This window comes from Streptomyces sp. 63XJN7_1_ISO-PGPR-S23-121 (genome assembly GCF_056173025.1).
In genome coordinates this window covers 2123641-2141913 of record NZ_CM149653.1, presented here as the reverse complement: position 1 = coordinate 2141913, position 18273 = coordinate 2123641, and the positions used below count along the sequence as shown (strand labels likewise).

Sequence of the window (18273 nt, the reverse complement as noted above, 5' to 3'; positions counted from 1 at the left end):
CCGGGTCCGGCGGTCCGCCGGGCGGCCGGACCCGGATGCCCGGTCCGGCCGCCCGGCGGACGGGGTGTCAGGCGGCGGAGTGCGCCGCGCCGGCCGCGGTCACGGGACGGGCGCGGTATTCGTCCACGACATGACCGCACGGGGCGACGGGCTGCTGCCGCGCGCGTGCCACGACATGCCGGACGAGGGCGTGCACGCGGTACTGGTACTGCTCCTGACGGAGCGTCTGCACCAGTGAGGTGTCGACCAGTTCGGCCAGCCGGTGGGCCACCTGGGTGGCCGGTCCGGTGCCGCCGCGGCGGCCGGCGAGGACGTCGTCCAGCGCGAACGGATCCGGCAGCGCGACCAGGTCGTGCAGCAGGTCCCGGTGCGGCGCGGGCAGCAGGTCGTAGCTCCAGCGGACGCTGTCGGAGAGGGTGCGGTGGGCGCTCAGCGCACCCGCGTCGACCTGGTCGAGCAACTGGAACAGCGTCTCCTCCCGCAGCAGCGAGCCGAGCGGCAGGGACCGCAGGCGCTGGGCGGCGATCTCGATGGCCAGCGGCACCCCGTCCAGCAGCCGGCACAGCGTGGTGACCTGCGCCATGTGCGGGGCGAGGTCCAGCGTCGGCAGGGTGGAGCGCACCCTGCGCAGCAGCAGTTCCACCGCGCTCGGCACTCCCCCGTCGCGCTCCCCCGGGCCGTCCACCCGCAGCGGTTCGACCTCCCAGCTCTCGGCGGCCCCCACGGCCAGGGCCCGGCGCGAGGTCACGAGCAGATGCAGCCCGGGGTTGTCGTCCAGGAGCCGGCGGGCGAGGCGGGCGGTCTGCCGGACGACGCGTTCGGCCCCGTCCAGGACGAGGAGCCGGCGCGCGGAACCCCCGGGCGCGCCGGTCAGGCCCTCGGTGAGACGCACCAGTTCGGCGTGGGCGCGCACCGGCTCGAGGTGTTCCGGCGTGCAGTCGCGCAGCTCGGCGACGGCGACGCCGTCCGGGAAGAGCGGGCGCAGCCGGTACGCCGCCGCCAGGGCGAGCCGGGTCTTGCCCACCCCGCCGGGTCCGGTGAGGACGATCAGCCTGCTGCGCTGCGCGGAGGCCAGGACGTGCCGCATGTCGGCCTCGCGGCCCACCATCGGATCGCCCAGGGGCCGGGGCCCGTGCCAGGGCGCGGACTCCGCCCGCTCCTGATCGTGCCGGGACCGCTGCGCGGGAATGAGCGACCAGTCGCCGGATCCCCAGACCGTCGGCCCCGCGGGTGCCGCGGGGGCGCCGCCGAGGGCGTTGAGCAGCAGCTCGACGGAGCTCCGGCGGGGATTGGTGTTGGAGCCGGTCTCCAGGTTCCGGATGGTGCGGACACTCACACCCGAACGCTCCGCGAGCTCTTCCTGTGTCCAGCCGGAAACCCGTCGCTGATTCAACAGAAATTCACGTAGCTGGTGTACGTCCATTCTCCCGAAGGGAACAAACTCGGCGCGAATCACCATTGACAGAATCCCCCTTGTAAACCAAACTCGCGCGACCTCCCGCAGCCGTCCGGCGAACATCACCCACGACGGCGGGCCGCATCCCTTTCCGGCCACCGGGCAGGTCAGGGCGGTTGACCAGGTCCCCGCAAAGTCAACTGCGACACATTCACGTTTTGGCCAAGACCGGACCCTACTCGACCAAAACAACGAGCGGGAGTTCCCTCTCCGACAGGAAAGCGTCATGTGGCCGCTTGCTGCCAACCGCTACCGGGCGAAACACCGGCCGACAGCGGTCCGGACCAATCCGCGACCGTCAGGCCGACGACCGTCACGAAATAACCGGAACGCACTGCCCAGCGCCCCTTGAACCCGAGCCGGCCCTCCGGCGCCGTGCCCCGGAACCAGCCATTCGCGATCAAGCAGACCGCGAAGTCGCGGATACCCCAGCGGCGGCCGAGCCATGGCGAAAATGCTTTGTACGACGCCTCCTTGGCGCAGAACGCCAGCCGGTCCGCCGCCGCCCCGAGGGTGGCGCACAGCGCGTCGGCCGACTCCCGCTCGGTCTCCGTCAGGAGACGCGCGGCGACGACGCCCGGCAGGGGCGCGACCGGTTCGGCGTCGATCCCGAGCGCGGCGTACGCGGCGGCCGGGGCCACGACCGCCGCCCGGTAACCGGGGCAGTGGGTCAGACTGCCGACCGCCGCAGGCGGCCACCGCGGGGCACCCGACACATCCGGAAGGAGTGGTTCCGGCGGGATGCCCAGCCGGGTCAGTGCCCGGTGCGCGCAGCACCGCGTCGTGGCGAACTCCCGCCTGCGCCCCTCCGGCAGGTCCCCCATCAGGGCCCGCTCGGACGGAAACAGACAGCCCTCACCCCCGTGTCCCGCGTCGCCGTACACCTCGCACAGTTCGGCGCCCTCGGGAACCAAGCGATCGACCACCGCGTTCCTCCGCAGGAAAGATCGTCTGTTCGTACGATCCGCGCCGAAGATACTCCCTCACGTGTGTGTACGGCGTGTAAAGATGACGGGCGGCCTGAGGAGTGCCGGATGACGGGGACACGGGGGTGTGACTCCATGCTGCAGAGGTTAGGGCTCGATCGACTCACCTATACGGTGTACAAGCAGCTCATCGCGGGGCGGTACCGGGAGGCGGACGAACTGGCCGCCCACCTGGGCGTCCCGGCCGCCGACGTGCGCGCGGCGCTGGGGCGGCTGACGCAGCTGGACCTGCTCCGGCCGTCCGGCGAGGACCTCGGCGAACTGGCGGATCCCCGCCTCGCCCTCAGGGCCCTGCTGCTGCGTCAGATGTCCGGGATCGAGGAGCGGCTGCGGGAGTTCGAGGAGGACCGGGCCGCCGTCACGACCCTCATCGACCGGTACGCGGAGGCGCGGCCGGGCGGCCGGGAGCCCGGTTTCGAGTGCCTCGTGGGCCGGGCGGCCGTCGTCGGCCGGCTGCACGAGCTGTCCTGCTCGGCGGACACCGAATGGCTGGCCTTCCTGCCCGACGGTCCCGCACCGACGAGCTGGCTGGAACCCGCGCAGGAGCTGCACCGCAAGGTCATGGCGCGGGGTGTGGCGAACCGCGTGGTCACCACGGACAGCATCCGCGGCGGCACCCGCCTCGCCCTGCGCGCCGCCTGGGAGGACGAACCGAACTGCAGGGTGCGCACCGTCCCGTCGCTGCCGGTGCACCTGCTCCTCGTCGACCGCTCCCTGGCGCTGCTCCCGTCCGATCCGCGCGACCCGTGGCACAAGGTCGTCCAGATCAGCATGCCGGGGGCGGTCGAGGCGGTGAACTCGCTGTTCGAGCGGGCCTGGGAGAACGCGGTACCGCTCGGCTCCAGCGGGCCGGGGCTCGACGAGCACGGGCTCAGCCCGCGCGAGAAGGAGCTGCTGCGCCTGATGGCACGCGGCCTCAACGACGAGGCGATCCGCCGGCGTCTCGGCGTCTCGCTGCGCACCGTGCGCAGGATCGTGGCCGAACTGTGCGCACGGCTGGGGGCGGCCAGCAGGTTCGAGGCGGGGTACCAGGCGGCCAAACGCGGCTGGATCTGAGATCCGCTGAACCGCGCCCCGGGCGGCGGGCACCGGCGGCACCAGCGGCAACATTTCCTCCCCCGGAGTTGCCGGTGCACTGCCTGGCCCGGCGGGTGGCACGTCGACCAGCATGCTGACCGGGATCCGCGGCACCGGCCCGGACCAGCTGACGTACGAACGGACGGGGGACGGACGACGATGGTGCGGTCACGTCCGGAGGACACCGGTAAGCCACCTTCGCTGTGGCGCGACCGCGACTACGCCGTCTGGTGGTCCGGCGAGGGCCTGTCGGCGCTGGGCAACAGCGTGTCGACGCTGGCCTTCCCGCTGCTCATGCTGCACGCGACCGGCTCGGCGGCCCAGGCGGGCACCATCACGGTGCTGCACATGCTGGGCCGGCTCGGCACGCTGGTGATCGGCGGCGCCCTGTCGGACCGGGTGTCCCGGCGGCTTCTCCTGGGCCTGGCCGCGCTGGCCGAGGCGCTGTCGATGGGCGCCGTCGCCTGGCTGGTGTACCAGGGCGACCCCTCGGTCCTCGGACTCGACGCGCTGGCGCTGGTCAGCGGACTCGCGGCCGGCCTGCGGTCCGGCGTGACCTCGCCGGTGCTGCGCCGGATCGTGCCCAAGGAGCGGATCGCCGACGCCACGGCGCAGGGCATGGGCCGCGACATGCTGGCCCAGCTCCTCGGCGCCCCGCTGGGCGGCCTGCTGTACTCCATGGCGCGCTGGGTGCCGTTCCTGTTCGACGCCGTCTCCTTCCTGTTCATCACCCTCAGCTCGTTCCTGATCCGCCGGCCGCTCGGGCCGGACCGGCGGGACGACGGGGAGCGGCGGCCGGGCCTGGTCGCGGACGTCAAGGACGGGCTGCGCATGATCCGGCGCAGCGACTACCTGGTGTTCACGCTCGCCTGGGGCGCCGTGCTCAACGCGGTGGCGCAGGGCTTCACCCTGCTCTTCGTGGTCATGGTGCAGCACCGGGGCGGCGGACCGACCACCATCGGCGCGGTGACCTCCCTGGCGGTCACCGGTGGCGTGATCGGCGCCGTGCTGGGCCCGTGGCTGATGCGGCGGATCGGCGCGCGCCGGGTGCTGCTGCTGTCCGCCTGGCTGTTCACGGCCTCCTTCGCCGCGGTCGCGCTCGCGCCCCGGCCGTGGCAGATCGGCCTGGTGATGATGATCGGCATGACCAGCATGATCCCGATGAACGTCGTCACCGAGTCCTACGAGGTCAGGCTGGTCCCCGACGCGTATCTGGGACGGGTCGCCGCCACGGGCCAGTTCGGCTTCCAGGCCGTCCAGTGGACCGGGCCGCTGGTCGCCGGCGTGCTCGCCGACGCGATGGGCGTGGAGTCGGCCGTGCTGGTCCTGGCCGCCGCCATGGCCGTCCTGGCCCTCACCCTGCACCTGGCCCGGCGCCGCCTCGCCCTGCTGGACGTGCCGCTGGAGGCGGTCGAGGAGCTTCCGTCCCTCGACGCGGAGCCCGGCGAAACCGCGGCGGACGACGCCGTTCTGATCCGATCGTCGAAGGACCCGACGGGCTGATCCGCCCGGACGGCAGGGAGGGAACCACGCATGGGCACGTCATCGCAGTTGGGCATCGTCGCCGTGGGCATGGCCTTCGGGGAGCCGCGCGGTGTGTCGGCGACGGCGGCCGACTACGTTCCCGATCCAGAGGCGGTCACGGCCCTCGGCTACGAGACCTACCACCGCGTCGCCCCCGGCGTCACCGCCGTCGACCTGGCCGCCGAGGCGGCGCGGGAGGCCCTGGAGAACGCCGACGTCACCGTCGCGGACCTCGACCTGATCGCCGTCGGCCACTCCGACGTGCCGGACTACCTGGGCTGGGACCCCTCGGCGGCCGTGGCGCGGGCCCTGGGCGCGCACGGCACGCCCAGCGTGCTGTTCACCCAGGCGTGCGCGGCGTGGTCGCCCGCGCTGGACCACGCCGCCGGAGCGATGGCCCTCTCCCCCGGCGTCGAGACGGTGCTGGTGGTCCTGGTCAACGTGATGAGCGAGGCGCACGGCAACCGGATGGACTTCAACGGCTGCGTCGCCAGCGACGGGGCCGTTGCGGCCGTCGTCCGCCGCGGGCATCCGCGGCTGCGCCGGCTGTCCTCGGCGCAGTTCACCAACCCCGAGTACGCGGACCTGTTCCGCATCGAGTTCGGCGGGGCGGCCGTGCCGCTGCCGCCGCCGGGGCGCGGTCTGAAGGACGTCAGCCCGATGGCCTCCGTCTACCGGCACTTCGACCGGGATCCGGAGCGCTTCCAGGCGTTCATGAAGGAGATCACCACGCGGCTCGCGGACGTCGTCGACGAGGCCCTGTCCCGCGCGGGACGGGACCGGTCCGAAGTGGCCCGGCTGATCCACATCAACGACAACCAGCAGACGTTCCGGGCGCTGTCCGACGCCGTCGGCATCCCCCTCGACCGCACCAACGCCGAACTGGCCCGATCCCTGGGCCACATGGGCGCCGCCGACCAGCTGGTCTGCCTGTGGCGGCACATCGAGTCCGGTGAACTGGCCCTCGGGGACCTGGTGGTCCTCACGGGCGTCGCGTCCCCGGGGATGCACTGGTTCTGCACGGTCGTCGAAGTGTGAGGCGGCGCGCCCAGCACGCCAACACCTGTGAAAGGACGTACCGACCATGGCCGCCGATCCCCGCAGCGCGCCGGTGATGCCTCCCGCTCCCTCCGAGGACGACATCGCCGGCTTCGTCGTGGAGCGTTTCCTGCCCGGCCTCGAAGCCGCCGATCTGGACCCGGAGTACGACCTCCTCGCCACGGCGGTGATCGACAGCCTCGCGGTCCTGCACATCGCGGCCTGGCTGGCGGACGAGCACGGCGTCGAGCTGCCGGACGATGAGCTCGTCGCGCGCAACTTCCGCACGGTGCGGGCCATCCGGGCCACGGCCGGGCGGGCGGCGGCCGGCACGGGGCGCTCGTGAGCGCCCCCCTGCCCCTGGCCGCGGCGTTCACCGCCCGGGCCGCCGAACGGCCGTCCGCACCCGCGCTCGTCTGGGAGGGCCGCGCGATCGGCTACGGCGAGCTGTACGCCATGGCCTGCCGGGCCCGCGCCCGGGTGGAGGCCGCCGCGCCGCGTCCCGGACGCCCGGTGGGCCTGCGGGTGCGCAAGTCGCCGGAGTCGGTGGCCCTCGTCCTGGGCTGTCTGATGGCGGGCCGCAGCTTCCTGCTGCCCTCCCACGAGCTGCCCGACCTGCCGCTCAAGGAGCTGTACGCGCAGGCCGGTTGCTCCGTGGTGCTCGGTACGGCCGACGGTCCGCTGGTGGACGTCGTGGTGGACCCGTGCGCCGTCGCTCCGGACGACGGAGCCGGGGAGCCGCGCCCGCCTGCCCCGGTCGCCGACGGCGACACCGGTTTCCTGCTGACCACGTCCGGCTCGACGGGCCTGCCGAAGATCGTGCCGCTCGCGCAGGGGGCGGTGGCCCGGTTCACCGCGTGGGCGGCGGACGCCTTCCCCCTCGGTCCCGGCTCCACGGTCCTCAACTACGCGCCGCTCAACTTCGACCTGTGCCTGCTGGACGTGTGGAGCACCCTCGCGCACGGCGGCACCGTGGTGCTGGCCGACCCGGAGCGGGGCACCTCGGCGCGCTATCTGCACGACCTGGTCGCCGGTCACCGCGTGACGCTGATCCAGGGCGTGCCGCTGCTGTTCGAGCTGCTCGCCCGGGCCGCGGCCGAGGCCGGCCCGCTGACCACCCCGGAGCACCTGGTCTTCGCGGGCGAGGCGATGCCGGCCCGGGTGCTGGCGGGACTGCCTCCGGCGTTCCCCCACGCCCGCTGGTTCAACAACTACGGCTGCACCGAGACGAACAACAGCTTCCTGCACGAGGTGGACCATTCCGTGCCGGTCGCCGCGCCGCTGCCGATCGGCCGTCCGCTGCCCGGCGTGCGCTGGCTGATCGCCGGGAACGACGGCCGCGCCCTGACCGGACCCGGCCAGGGCGAACTGCTCGTCAGCACGCCCTTCCAGAGCGAGGGTTACGTCAACGTGCCCGCCGGCGGGAAGTTCGCCCCCCACCCCGACGGGGAGCCCGGGGTGGTGTACTACCGCAGCGGCGACGTGGCCCGGCGGCACGAGGACGGCTCGCTCAGCGTGCTCGGGCGGACCGACTACATGGTCAAGGTGCGCGGCACCCAGGTCAGCACCCAGCACGTCGAGAGCATCCTGCTGGAGCACCCGGCGGTCGCCGAGGCGGCCGTCGTCGCGCTGCCCGACCCGGTCGCCGGCCACCGTCTGCACGCGCGCGTGCGGCCGGAGGCGCCCGGCTCCGTGGGGGTGCTGGCGCTGCGTCAGTACTGTGCGGAGCGGGCAGTGCGGGCGGCGGTGCCGAGCGTGTTCGAGATGGTGTCCGAGCCGTTGCCGAGGACGTCCACGGGCAAGGTCGACCGCAACCGGATCAGGGACTCGCTGGGAACGTCCTGACGCGAGTACGAGAAAAGAAGGGGGGGCTGCCCGGTCGTGACCGGGCAGCCCCCCCTTTCCGTGTCGTCCCTCCGGATCAGCGCAGCGCCGCGCGGAAGGCCTTGTAGACCGAGGTGACGCCGATGGCGAGCACGATGGCCGCAGCCCCGCTGTAGGCCGACTCCTGCGACTCCCAGAGGGTCTCGGCGTCGGCGAGGAAGTCGGGGTCGAACAGCTCCTGCCGGTACAGCACCCAGGCCAGCGGCAGCGTGAACGCCGCGTGGGCGAGCGCGTACCAGCCGGCCAGCCGGACGTTCCAGCCCCGCCCGGCCACCCGGGCGACCCCGACCACCGCGAGACCGGCGAGACCGGCGAGAACCGGCCAGATCCAGCCCGACCACAGGTCCGGGTCCAGCACCTCCAGGTGGGCGCCGCCGTCCGCCCGGTACGGTTCGGCGGTGTGCTGCCAGACGATCAGCGCGAACAGCAGCACGTCCCAGGCCACGGCGGCCAGCGCCGCGAAGCCGCCCCGGTCGTCCCGCGGGGCGTCGGGCAGCTCGTCCGGCGTCCAGCGGTCGCCCGTGGTGCCGCGGCGGTGCCGGATCCGCTCGTTCACGGCGAACACCACCGTGACCGCGGCGACCAGCTGGGCACCGACGCCGAGCAGCGTGCCGGCGCCGACGCGCAGAGCCGCGCCGACGCCGCCGCCGTCGGCCACCTCCAGCAGCGCGAGGCCGAGGGCGAGGGCCGGCAGCACGGTGGCCAGCAGGGTGCCCAGCACCCGCGTGTAGGCGGGATACAGGTCCGGGCCTATCAGGGCCAGCGGCCGCTCGGTGTACCGGGCCGCGTACCGGACCGGGTCCCCCAGTTCGCTGAGCACCTCCCGCTCGGCCGCCGCGAGGTCGTCGTCGCCCCGGCCGTCGATGGTGTCGGCGATGGTGGCGCGGAGCTCCTGGGCCATGTCGTCGCGCTGGTCCGCCGGAAGCCGCCGGACGACCTCGTGGACATAGCGCTCGGTGAGCACCCCCGTACTCATTCGTTCTCCTTGGTGAGTCGTGAGATCGAAGCGACGAGATCCCGCCATTCGCGTACCAGGCCCTCGCGGACGCGGGCCCCGTCGGGACTGACGCGGTAGAACTTGCGCGGCCGGGACTCGTCGGTGTTCCACTCGCTCGTCAGCAGCCCCTGTTTCTCCAGGCGCCTCAGCAGCGGGTACAGCGTGTTGCCGTCGACGGTGACCCCCGCGTCGTCGAGCGTCTCCAGAAGCGCATAGCCGTACTGCGGTTCACGGAGCAGCGCCAGACAGGCGAGCACCACCGTCCCGCGGCGCAGTTCCTGCGCCTGGCTCAGGGTCAGTTCTTCTACGGACACGACTCACACGATACTGTGCGCCGCACACTAATGTCACCCCCCGAAGGGTGTGTATCGACAAGGCGTCGTCGCGGCGGCACGCGGAAACGCCGCGTCCCCCGGGAGCACGGGCTCCCGGGGGACGCGGTGGGGGGAAGGAACTACCAGGTGAAGGCCGCCGACTGGTTGCCGGTGGCGGTGCAGTAGGAGGTGAAGCTGCCGCCGGCGTCGTTCACGGTGAACTTCATGGACCAGTTGGACGCGCTGGGCGCGCCCGTCCGGACGGCCGAGTCGGTGGTGTCACCGGCGGCCAGCGACCCGGTGGCCAGCGGGAGCGGGCCGAAGGTGAGCGGGTCGCCCGTGTTCGCGGCCTCGTGCACGGTGCCGGAGAACTGCACCTCGCTCGTCGCGCCACCGGACGTCTTGTTCAGCTTCAGCGTCGTGGTCACGGTGTCGGCGTCGAGCGCGAACTGCGTGCGGATGTCGGTCGAGTCGATCCGGATCGTCTTGCCGCTGCCGGAGTCGGCCGCGGTGAGCGTGACGGTGCCGCCGCCCGCGAACCCGCAGTCGTACGAGGCGGTCGCCGTCGCCGGAGCGACGGCGACGGCCGAACCGGCCAGCGCCAGGGTCGTCGCGAGCGCGCCGGAGGCGGCGATCGCGGTCAGGGTGAAGCGTCGCGTCGAGAAGCCGTGCATGGGGGTGTGCTCCTTCGTGGCAGGTGCCGTATTCCTGACAGAACTGGGATGTGGGAGCCGGGCCCGGCGTCACGGCATCAGTACAGACGGTGATCCTCTGCTGGTGGTTGGTGATCTCTTGGCGTGCGCCGCTGAGCTGCGCCGAACGACCCCGCCGACCCGGCGGCAGCCGGGCGCTCCAGTGTTCGCATAGGCCGGGTATGGCACGTCCGGGCAGGGTGGGCGGATTCTTCTCACCGGGGGAACGCCCGTGGACCCGACAGGAGCAGCCTTGTCCGAACCGCAGACCGCCGCCGGCGCCGAGTGGTGCGTCGTGCTCAACGGCGAGGAGCAGTACTCGCTCTGGTGGACCGGCCGCGAACTGCCCGCCGGGTGGCGTGCCGAGGGGACCAGGGGGACGCGGGAGCGGTGCCTGGCCCGGGTGGAGGAGGTGTGGGCCGATCCGCTGCGCCCTCCCGCGGCGGACGGTGCGGATGCGGCCGGTGACTGCGTGACGGAGACCGTCGGCCGTCAGGCACGCCGGACGCCCGGAGCGGCGGCCGTGGGGGGCGAGGGGTTCACGCTGTCCTTCGGCGGACTCGACGCGGCGTCGAACCGCTGGGCCCGGTACCTGCGGTCGCTGGGGGTGGGACCAGGCGCGCTGGTGGGGGTGCTGCTCGGGCGGGGTGCCGAACTGCACGCGGTGACGCTGGGCGTGTGGAAGGCGGGGGCCGGATGCCTGCCGCTGGACCCGGAGTTCCCGGCGGCCCGGCTGCGCGCGCTGCTCGCCGCCACGGGGACGCGGTTCCTCGTCACCGAAGTGGCCCACGGACCGGACGGGTTCGAGGGCCGGGTCCGGTACGTGGACGATCCCGAGGTCCGCGGCGCGCTCGCCCGGCAGCCGGGCGGGCCGTTCGGCGGGGCGCCGGATCCGCAGGACGTGGCGTACGTGACGCAGGTGCCCGCGGCGGCCGGGCGCCCGCTCGCCGTGGCGGTCACGCACCGGGGACTGGCCCACCATGTGACGGCGGCGACACGGGAGCTGGCCGGCACCGGGGACGGCGGTACGGCGGTGTTCTCGTCGGTCGCCTCCGAGCGGGCGGCGACGGGCCTGTGGGTGCCGCTGTGCGCGGGCCGGCGGGTGCTGCTCGCGCCCCAGGACCTGGATCTGGCGGGGCTGGGCGAGTGGCTCGCGGCGGCCGGGCCGTTCGCGTTCCTGATGCCGGCTCCCGGCCACCTGGAGCTGCTGGCACGGCAGTTGGGGGACGCAGGGACCGCCGCGCTGGCCGGTTCGTTCGTGCTCACGGACGGGGCGCCTGCGCCCGCGGCGGAGCGGCTCGCCGGGCTGCTCGGCCCGGGCCGGCTGCGTATCGCGTACGGGACGGCCGAGACGTCGTACGGCGGCCTCTCGCTGCCCGTGCGGTCCGGCGCGGACGCGCGGCTGCGGGTGCTCGACGGCGCCTGCCTGCCGGTGCCGGACGGCACGGTGGGCGAGCTGTACGTGGCCGGGCCGGGCGTCGCCCGGGGTTACGCGGGCCGGGCCGCGCTGACGGCGCTGCGGTTCGTCCCCGACCCCTTCGGCCCCGCGGGGACGCGGATGCACCGCACCGGACAGCTCGCGCGCCGGACGGCGGCGGGCGAGGTGCGGCTGCTGGGCCGCACCGACCGGCAGGTGTGGGTGCGCGGCCACCGGGCCGACCCGGCGGAGACCGAGGAGGCGCTCCACGACCATCCGAGCGTCGGCGAGGCCGTCGTCCTCGGCGTGCGGGCGGCGCCGGGCGACGTCCGCCTGGCCGCCTACGTGGTGCCCCGCCCCGGCGCGCAGGAGCTCGACGCGGCGGCCCTGGCGGCCCACTGCCGGCGGCGGCTGCCCGGGCACCTGGTTCCCGCGAGTCTCACCCTCCTGGACGAGGTGCCGCGCGACGCCGACGGGCGGGTGGAGCGGGCGGCGCTGCCCGGGCCGGGCGGTTCCGGCCGCCGGGCCGCGCCGGGACGGCGCACGTTCCTCGGCGGGAGCAGCCTCGCGGAGCTGCTCGCGGAGCACCGGGTGCCGGGCGCCTGCGTCGCCGTACTGGAGGGCGGCGGCCTGGTGGCGGTCGAGGCCGCGGGCACCGACGGCGCGGGCCGGCCGGTCACCCCGCGCACCGCCTTCCCGGTGGGGACGCTGAGCCGGCACGTCGCGGCACTGGGCGCACTGCGCCTGGTGGAGGAGGGGCTGCTCGCCCTGGACGCCGAGGTCGGCCGCGGCGGGGGCACGCCGGTCACCCTGGCGGGTCTGCTGGGCGGCGCCGAGGACGGCGCCGCGCTGCTGCCCGCGCTGCTGGAGGACGTCACGGGTGAGGAGTTCGGGCCGCTGATGCGGCGCCTGGTGCTCGGGCCGCTCCGTCTGGACGACAGCCGCTTCGGCGGCCCCCCGGCCCGCACCGGCGGCAGGAGCGGCGCCACGGTGGCCCGCACCGGCCACGACGCCGACGGCCGCGCGCTCGACGGCCGACGGGCCGCGGATCCGGCCGAGCTGTGGACCACCGCCGCCGATCTCGCCGAGGTGGCGCTGGAGCTCCGGCGCTCCCTGCTCGGCGCCCCCCTCGCCCTGCTCGGCCGGGACCTCGCGGCCCGGCTGCCGTCCCCGGACGGCCGCCACGGCCCGGCCGCGACCGCCGGCGCCCCCGGTACCGGCCCAGTGCTCCGGTGCGAGGCGGCTCTGCCGGGCCACTACGCCGGGTCGGTGCTCCGTCCGCACGACGGCCACGGTCTCGTGGTGCTGGCCAACGGCCGGGCCGGCGACCGGGTCGCCGGGGAGATCGAAGCCCGGCTGCGGGACGCGCGCCGGGAGGCCGGACCGGCGCCGGAAGGCCGGTGACGGAACGTGGCGGGAGCGGCAGGATCCGCAGGAGGGCGCCGAAGTGACCTACACACAGCGTGAGTTGTCGTAGAACTCTGTTGTCAGGACCGGTACCAGTCCACACAATGTCTGCGCAATGTCTTCGCGGGGGGCGGGGCGTGCAGGGTCCCGGAAGGAGGCGGTGTGGCGCCTCGTCTGTCGTTCCAGGTGCTCGGCCCGCTCAAGGTGAGTGTGGACGGACGGCCGCTGCTGCTGCGCAGCGCACGGCAGCGCACGGTGCTGGCCGTGCTGCTCCTCACCCCGGGCCGTGCCGTCTCCGTGGACGCGCTGGCGGACGCCGTCTGGCACAGCGATCCGCCCGTCACGGCACGCAACCAGATCGCCATCTGCGTCTCCGCGCTGCGCAAGACGTTCCGCGACGAGGCGGGCGTCGACGGCCTCATCGAGACGCTGCTGCCCGGCTACGTGCTGCACCGGGCCGGCCACTACGTCGACGTGGCCGACCTGGACGAGACGGCCGCGGCCGCCCGCGCCGCCGTCGACGCCGGGGAGCTGGGCGAGGCCGCGGCCCGCTTCGAGGACGCCCTCGCGCTGTGGTCGGGGCCGGTCCTCGACGGGATGGACGGCAGCGCGCTGAACGGCACGGTCGACCGGATCTCCGAGCTGCGGACCAACCTGACCGAGGAGTACGCCGCCGTCCGGCTCCAGCAGGGCCGCTACCGGTCGGTGGTGGAGTGCCTGGCCCCGGTCGTCGCGGAGAACCCGCTGCGCGAGCACGCCCGTGCCCTCCTCATGCAGGCGTACCACCTGTCCGGCCGCAGGTCCGAGGCGCTGGACTGCTACCGCGAGGGACGGCGCGTCCTCGTCGCGGAGCTGGGGGTCGAACCGGGCGCCGGACTGCGGGAGCTGCACCGCACGGTGCTGGAGGGCGAGGGGCGGGCCCCGGCCCGGACCGCCGCCCCGCCGGAGACCGCCGCTGCGGGCGCCCCCGCGGGCCCCGCTCCCGTGCCGGTGCCCCGTCAGCTTCCGCTGGCGCCCGAGCCGTTCGTGGGCCGGAAGTACGAACTCGCTTCGCTGGAGGGGCTCGTGCCGGCGGGGTCCGGGCACGCCGGCGCCGCGACGGTCCGGGTCGCGGCGGTGTGCGGCCCCGCCGGCGCCGGGAAGAGCGCACTCGCCCTGCACTGGGCCGACCGGGTCGCGGGGCGCTTCCCGGACGGCCAGCTCTACCTGGACCTCCAGGGCGGGCACGGCGGCCCCGGCACGTCCGAGGCGGCCCTGGAACGGGCGCTGCGCGCGCTCGGCGTGCCCGGCACCTCGATCCCCGGGGACCTGGAGGACCGGGCCGCGCTCTACCGCAGCACCCTCGACGGCAGACGGCTGCTCGTCGTCCTGGACGACGCCCGCTCCGTGGACCAGATCCGTCCGCTGATGCCGGGCCGCGGCCCCGCCCGGGTCCTGGTCACCAGCCGCGACCCGCTGAACGAGCTCACCGGGACGCTGGCCGTGGCCCGCGTGGAGCTGGGCGCCATGAACCCGGCCGAGTCCCTGGACCTGCTCGCCGCCACCGTCGGCGAGGACCGGGTGTCGGCCGAACCGGCCGCGGCGCGGCGGCTGGTGGACCTGTGCGACCGGCTGCCGCTGGCCCTGCGGGTCGTCGCGACCCGGCTGCTGTCCGACCACCGGTGGTCGCTGCGCCAGATGGCGGCGCGGATGGAGGACCGACGCGAGCGCGTCAGCGTGCTCAGCCCGGGCGAGAGCGGCGTGCGCTCCGGCGTCTGGCTCGGCTACCGGGCGCTGTCGGTGCAGGCCGCGCGGCTCTACCGGCAGTTGAGCATGCTGGACGTGCCCGACTTCCCCGCCTGGATCGGGGTCCCCGTCCTCGGCGTCGCCCCGGAGGCGTCCGAGGAACTGCTCCACCAGCTCGTCGGCGCCCAGCTCCTGGAGACCCGTCCTGCGCCGGGCGGCGGACCCCGCTTCCGCTTCCAGGAGCTGTTGCGCCGGTTCGCCCGGGAGCGGTGTCTGGCCGAGGACAGCGCGCAGGAGCGCGAGCAGACCCTGGAACGGGTCCTGACCGCCGTGCTCACGCTGGTGCACGCGGCCCAGGAGCAGCTCTACGGGAAGGGTGAGGCCCCGCACGGCGGCCCGGCCCACACCGAGCCGGTCCCGGACGAGACGGTGAGCGAGCTCGTCGCCGACCCCATCGAGTGGTTCGAGGACGAGCGGGAGGCCCTCGGTGCCCTGGTGGCGCAGGCGGTGCGCGACGGGCAGGCGGAACGCGCCTGGCTCCTCGCGGTGAGGACCGTGCCGTTCTACGAGACCCGCAACTACCTGGAGGACTGGCGGCGCACGGCCGAGTGCGCCCTGGAGGGCGCCCGGAACGCCGGCGATACGCGCGGGGCCGGCACCATGCTCCGTTCCCTGGGGACGCTCGCCATCTACCGGCGCCGCTACGGGGAGGCGCGGGAGCGGCTGCTCACCGCCCTGACCCAGCTCGAGCGGAGCGACGACACCCAGGGCCGGGCCATCGTGCGGCGCAACCTCGCGGTGTGCGCCCGCTTCTCCGGCGACCTCGCCGAGGCGGCCCGCCACTGCGAGGACTCCCTGGTGCTGTTCCGGCGGGCCGGGGACAACTCGGGGCTCTCCCACGCGCTGGGGCTGCTCGCCCAGATCGAGATCGAGCAGGGCAACCCCGAGCGCGGCGTGGAGCTGAGCAGTCAGGCCATCGAGGTCAGCTACGAGGCGGGGTCGCTGCGCAGCCGCACCCAGAACCTCTACCGGCTCGCCGAGGCGCTGCTGAGCGCCGGCCGGTCGGCGCAGGCGGAGCGGATCTGCCACGACGTGGTGGGCCTCACCCGCGGGCAGGGCGACCGGCTCGGCGAGGCCCACGGCCTGTGTGCCCTCGGCGAGGCGCAGTGGCGGCAGGACGAGCCGCACAAGGCCCGCGCCAGCCTGCTGCGGGCGCTGCGTCTCGCCGAGGAGGTGCGCGACCGGTTCCTGCAGGCCAGGATCGTCACCCACCTCGCCTGCGCCGAGGCGATCCGCGGCGACGGGCGCGCCCGCGAGCCCCTGGACTGGGCCCAGGAGGAGTTCCGTACGCTCAACGCGCCGACGTGGGAGCGGCGCGCCGGCCGGTTGCGGGAGGTCCTGGACTCTCCCGACACGCTCCGTCCGATCGAGGGATCGGTGCTGGCCTGTCTGCTGGCCGACCGCTGATCCGCGCGGTCCGCCGCCCCCGCTCCGCGTCCCGCGGACGCGTCACGTCCAGGGCAGGTCGTCGTCCGTGCCGCCGCTCTGCGCGCTGATCCCGGTCCACGGCAGGTCGTCCGTGCCCTGCTCGCCGTCGCCCAGGGCGATAAGCAGCGGGAGGAAGAGGAGCGCGGTGCCGGCGAGCGCGGTGGCGAACGTACGGGGCTTACGCATGAAGTAATCTCCTCGTTGCTCCTGGGAAGATGTGCAGAAACACCCTGTGTGGAATTTCTGGAATCATCCTAGGCGCGCATTCTTTTGAAGCGATTTCGCGATCATTTCGCGCACCCCGAATCGACTCGATAACGCGTCGAAAGCGCCCGTGGCTACGGTGCCCGAGTGTCATTCGACGGGGACTGAGCGGGATGGGGACTGCGCTGTGCCGAACTCTGCTGGGGTGTCGTCCCGGACCGTCGAGGGGCCCGCCGGACCGGGCGGCCCGGACGTGCCGGGAGAACTGGCGTTCCGGCTGCTGGGCCCGGTCTCCGTGACCCGGGCGGGCACGGCGGTCCCGCTGTCCGGGGTGAAGATCCACACCGTGCTCGCGGTCCTGCTGCTGGCGCGCGGCGCCCTGGTCACCGACAGCAGGCTGAGCGCCGTGCTGTGGGCGGACGCGCCGCCGTCCACGTCGAACGCGCAGATCTACACCTACGTGTCCCGGCTCAGGAAAACACTGGGAAACCGGGCGCAGATATTCCGGAAAGGGCCGGGGTACGTTCTCGACGCCCGGGACTCCGAGGTCGATCTGTTCTCCTTCGAACGGCTCGAGCGGCTCGGCCGCCGGGCCCTGGAGGAGAAGCGTCCGGAAGAGGCGGGCCGATTACTCGGGAGCGCGCTCGACTGCTGGAGCGGCCAGGCCCTGGAGAACGTCACCGAGCACCTTCTGCGGTGCGAACGGCCGCGTCTGGAATTCCTGCGGGCGCAGGCACTGGAGCGGCGGATCGAGGCGGACCTGTCGCTCGGCCGGCACCGCTCCCTGGTGCCCGAGCTCCTCTCCCTGGTGGCCCGCTTCCCCATGGACGAGAGTCTGCGCGCCCACCTCATCACCGCGCTGCACCGCTCCGACCGGCAGGCCGAGGCCGTCCAGGTCTACGGCGAGGGCCGCCGGATCCTCGACGATCAGCTCGGCGTCGTGCCCGGGCGGCAGCTCAGCGACGCCTATCTGCGGATGCTGCGCGGCGAGGGTGCCGGCCCGCGGCGCCGGCCGGTCGTGCTGCTGCCCGCCCGGTCCGCCACCTTCACCGGACGCACCGCCGAGGCGGCCCGGCTCAGGTCGCTGCTGCTGCGCCGCCCCTCGGGCCCGGGCGCCCGGCCGCGGGCGGCGCTGGTCACGGGCATGCCCGGCAGCGGCAAGACGGCCCTGGCCGCCGAGGTGGCCCACGACTGCGCCGAGGCCTTCCCGGACGGCGTGGTGCACGCCGACCTCCAGGACGCCGACGGGACCGCCCGCCCGCCCGCGGCCGTGCTCGCCGAACTCCTCGCCGCGCTGGACGGGACCGAGGACGCCGCGCGGACCGCCCGGCACGGCCTGAACGAGCTGGTGCGCCGCTACCGGGCCCGGACCGCCGACGCCCGGCTGCTCGTGGTGCTCGACGACGCCTCCGGCGACGGGCAGCTCACCGGGCTGCTGCCCGCGGGGCGCGACAGCGCGCTGCTCGTCACCAGCCGGACACGGCCGGCGGCCCTGTCCGCCGCCCACACCGTCGGCCTGGGGCCGCTGGACGACGAGGACGCCGTGGCGCTGCTCGCCGAGGCCGTCGGCGACGACCGCGTGCGGGCCGAGCCCGGGGCCGTCCGGGACGTGGTGCGCCACTGCGCGGGGCTGCCTCTCGCCCTGCGGATCGCGGCCGCCCGCCTCGCCGCCCGCCCGCACCGTACGGTGGCCCGGTTCGCCGCCCAGCTGGCCGACCCGGGCACCCGGCTCGCCGCCCTGAGCTACGGCACCCTCGACCTGACCCGCGCCTTCGGCCGCGCCGTGACCCGGCTGAGCCCGGGCACCGCGGCGGTGCTGCCGTGGCTCGCCGCGGTGGGACCGGGCCCCTTCACCGCCCGGCTCGCGGGCGAGGTGACCGGCCTGGAGGAGGCCGAGGCCGAGGGCGCCCTGGAGGAACTCGTCGACGCCGGCCTGCTCTTCGGCGAGCCCGGCGGCGCGACGGGCGAGGACCGCTACCGCTTCCACCCGCTGGTCCTGCTGCACGCGGACGCCGCTCCCCGAAGGGAGCTGCCCCGGTGAGCCCGCGGCCGGGCGGCGGCCGG

General features: G+C 74.6%; 14 protein-coding genes and 1 pseudogene. 8 read left to right on the top strand and 7 right to left on the bottom strand.

All coding sequences use genetic code 11. The annotated features are described in order from the left end of the window. Positions 1-67 precede the first annotated feature (67 nt). The 3 genes and pseudogenes from AC0VYN_RS09565 to AC0VYN_RS09555 all read right to left on the bottom strand — a co-directional run. Positions 68-1423 (bottom strand): ATP-binding protein, encoded by a 1356-nt coding sequence (locus tag AC0VYN_RS09565; protein ID WP_475535600.1) that lies wholly within the window; start codon positions 1421-1423, stop codon positions 68-70. Between the two features lie 257 nt (positions 1424-1680). Then, complete coding sequence (locus AC0VYN_RS09560; RefSeq protein ID WP_475536843.1) at positions 1681-2097, bottom strand: 4'-phosphopantetheinyl transferase superfamily protein; 417 nt, start codon at positions 2095-2097, stop codon at positions 1681-1683. Between the two features lie 6 nt (positions 2098-2103). Then, positions 2104-2280: pseudogene (locus AC0VYN_RS09555) on the bottom strand (4'-phosphopantetheinyl transferase); the annotation flags it as partial. Positions 2281-2517: 237 nt separating this feature from the next. On the opposite strand from AC0VYN_RS09555, the gene AC0VYN_RS09550 reads away from it, so the two are divergent. The 5 genes from AC0VYN_RS09550 (at position 2518) to AC0VYN_RS09530 (ending at position 7926) form a co-directional block, all read left to right on the top strand. Beyond that, positions 2518-3498, top strand: coding sequence for a helix-turn-helix transcriptional regulator (locus AC0VYN_RS09550; protein WP_475535599.1), 981 nt, complete (start codon positions 2518-2520; stop codon positions 3496-3498). Between the two features lie 180 nt (positions 3499-3678). Further along, complete coding sequence (locus AC0VYN_RS09545; RefSeq protein ID WP_475535598.1) at positions 3679-5022, top strand: MFS transporter; 1344 nt, start codon at positions 3679-3681, stop codon at positions 5020-5022. Between the two features lie 30 nt (positions 5023-5052). Then, positions 5053-6081, top strand: a complete 1029-nt coding sequence (locus tag AC0VYN_RS09540; protein ID WP_475535597.1) for a 3-oxoacyl-[acyl-carrier-protein] synthase III C-terminal domain-containing protein — start codon at positions 5053-5055, stop codon at positions 6079-6081. A gap of 46 nt (positions 6082-6127) precedes the next feature. Next, a complete protein-coding gene (locus AC0VYN_RS09535; protein ID WP_475535596.1) occupies positions 6128-6427 on the top strand; it encodes an acyl carrier protein in 300 nt (99 codons plus the stop codon). After that, positions 6424-7926, top strand: a complete 1503-nt coding sequence (locus AC0VYN_RS09530; RefSeq protein ID WP_475535595.1) for an AMP-binding protein — start codon at positions 6424-6426, stop codon at positions 7924-7926. The genes AC0VYN_RS09535 and AC0VYN_RS09530 overlap by 4 nt, the downstream gene beginning before the upstream one ends. Before the next feature lie 76 nt (positions 7927-8002). Here AC0VYN_RS09530 and AC0VYN_RS09525 read toward each other — a convergent pair whose 3' ends face one another. The 3 genes from AC0VYN_RS09525 to AC0VYN_RS09515 all read right to left on the bottom strand — a co-directional run bounded on the left by AC0VYN_RS09525 (position 8003) and on the right by AC0VYN_RS09515 (position 9950). After that, complete coding sequence (locus AC0VYN_RS09525) at positions 8003-8941, bottom strand: HAAS signaling domain-containing protein (RefSeq protein ID WP_475535594.1); 939 nt, start codon at positions 8939-8941, stop codon at positions 8003-8005. Then, entirely contained in the window at positions 8938-9276 is a 339-nt protein-coding gene (locus AC0VYN_RS09520) for a PadR family transcriptional regulator (RefSeq protein WP_385468536.1), read from the bottom strand. Before AC0VYN_RS09520 ends, AC0VYN_RS09525 begins: the two co-directional genes overlap by 4 nt. 140 nt (positions 9277-9416) lie before the next feature. Continuing rightward, a complete protein-coding gene (locus tag AC0VYN_RS09515; RefSeq protein WP_385468533.1) occupies positions 9417-9950 on the bottom strand; it encodes a hypothetical protein in 534 nt (177 codons plus the stop codon). A 271-nt stretch (positions 9951-10221) separates the two neighbouring features. On the opposite strand from AC0VYN_RS09515, the gene AC0VYN_RS09510 reads away from it, so the two are divergent. After that, positions 10222-12789 (top strand): AMP-binding protein, encoded by a 2568-nt coding sequence (locus tag AC0VYN_RS09510; RefSeq protein ID WP_475535593.1) that lies wholly within the window; start codon positions 10222-10224, stop codon positions 12787-12789. Positions 12790-12954: 165 nt separating this feature from the next. Beyond that, positions 12955-15984, top strand: coding sequence for an AfsR/SARP family transcriptional regulator (locus tag AC0VYN_RS09505; protein ID WP_475535592.1), 3030 nt, complete (start codon positions 12955-12957; stop codon positions 15982-15984). Positions 15985-16026: 42 nt separating this feature from the next. Here the strand turns inward: AC0VYN_RS09505 and AC0VYN_RS09500 are convergent, their stop codons facing one another. Then, positions 16027-16191 (bottom strand): hypothetical protein, encoded by a 165-nt coding sequence (locus tag AC0VYN_RS09500; protein WP_475535591.1) that lies wholly within the window; start codon positions 16189-16191, stop codon positions 16027-16029. 223 nt (positions 16192-16414) lie between these two features. Here AC0VYN_RS09500 and AC0VYN_RS09495 point away from each other — a divergent pair, with 223 nt between their 5' ends. Then, positions 16415-18250 carry an AfsR/SARP family transcriptional regulator gene (locus tag AC0VYN_RS09495; RefSeq protein ID WP_475535590.1) on the top strand — a complete coding sequence of 612 codons (1836 nt, stop codon included), beginning with the start codon at positions 16415-16417 and terminating at the stop codon, positions 18248-18250. Positions 18251-18273 lie beyond the last annotated feature (23 nt).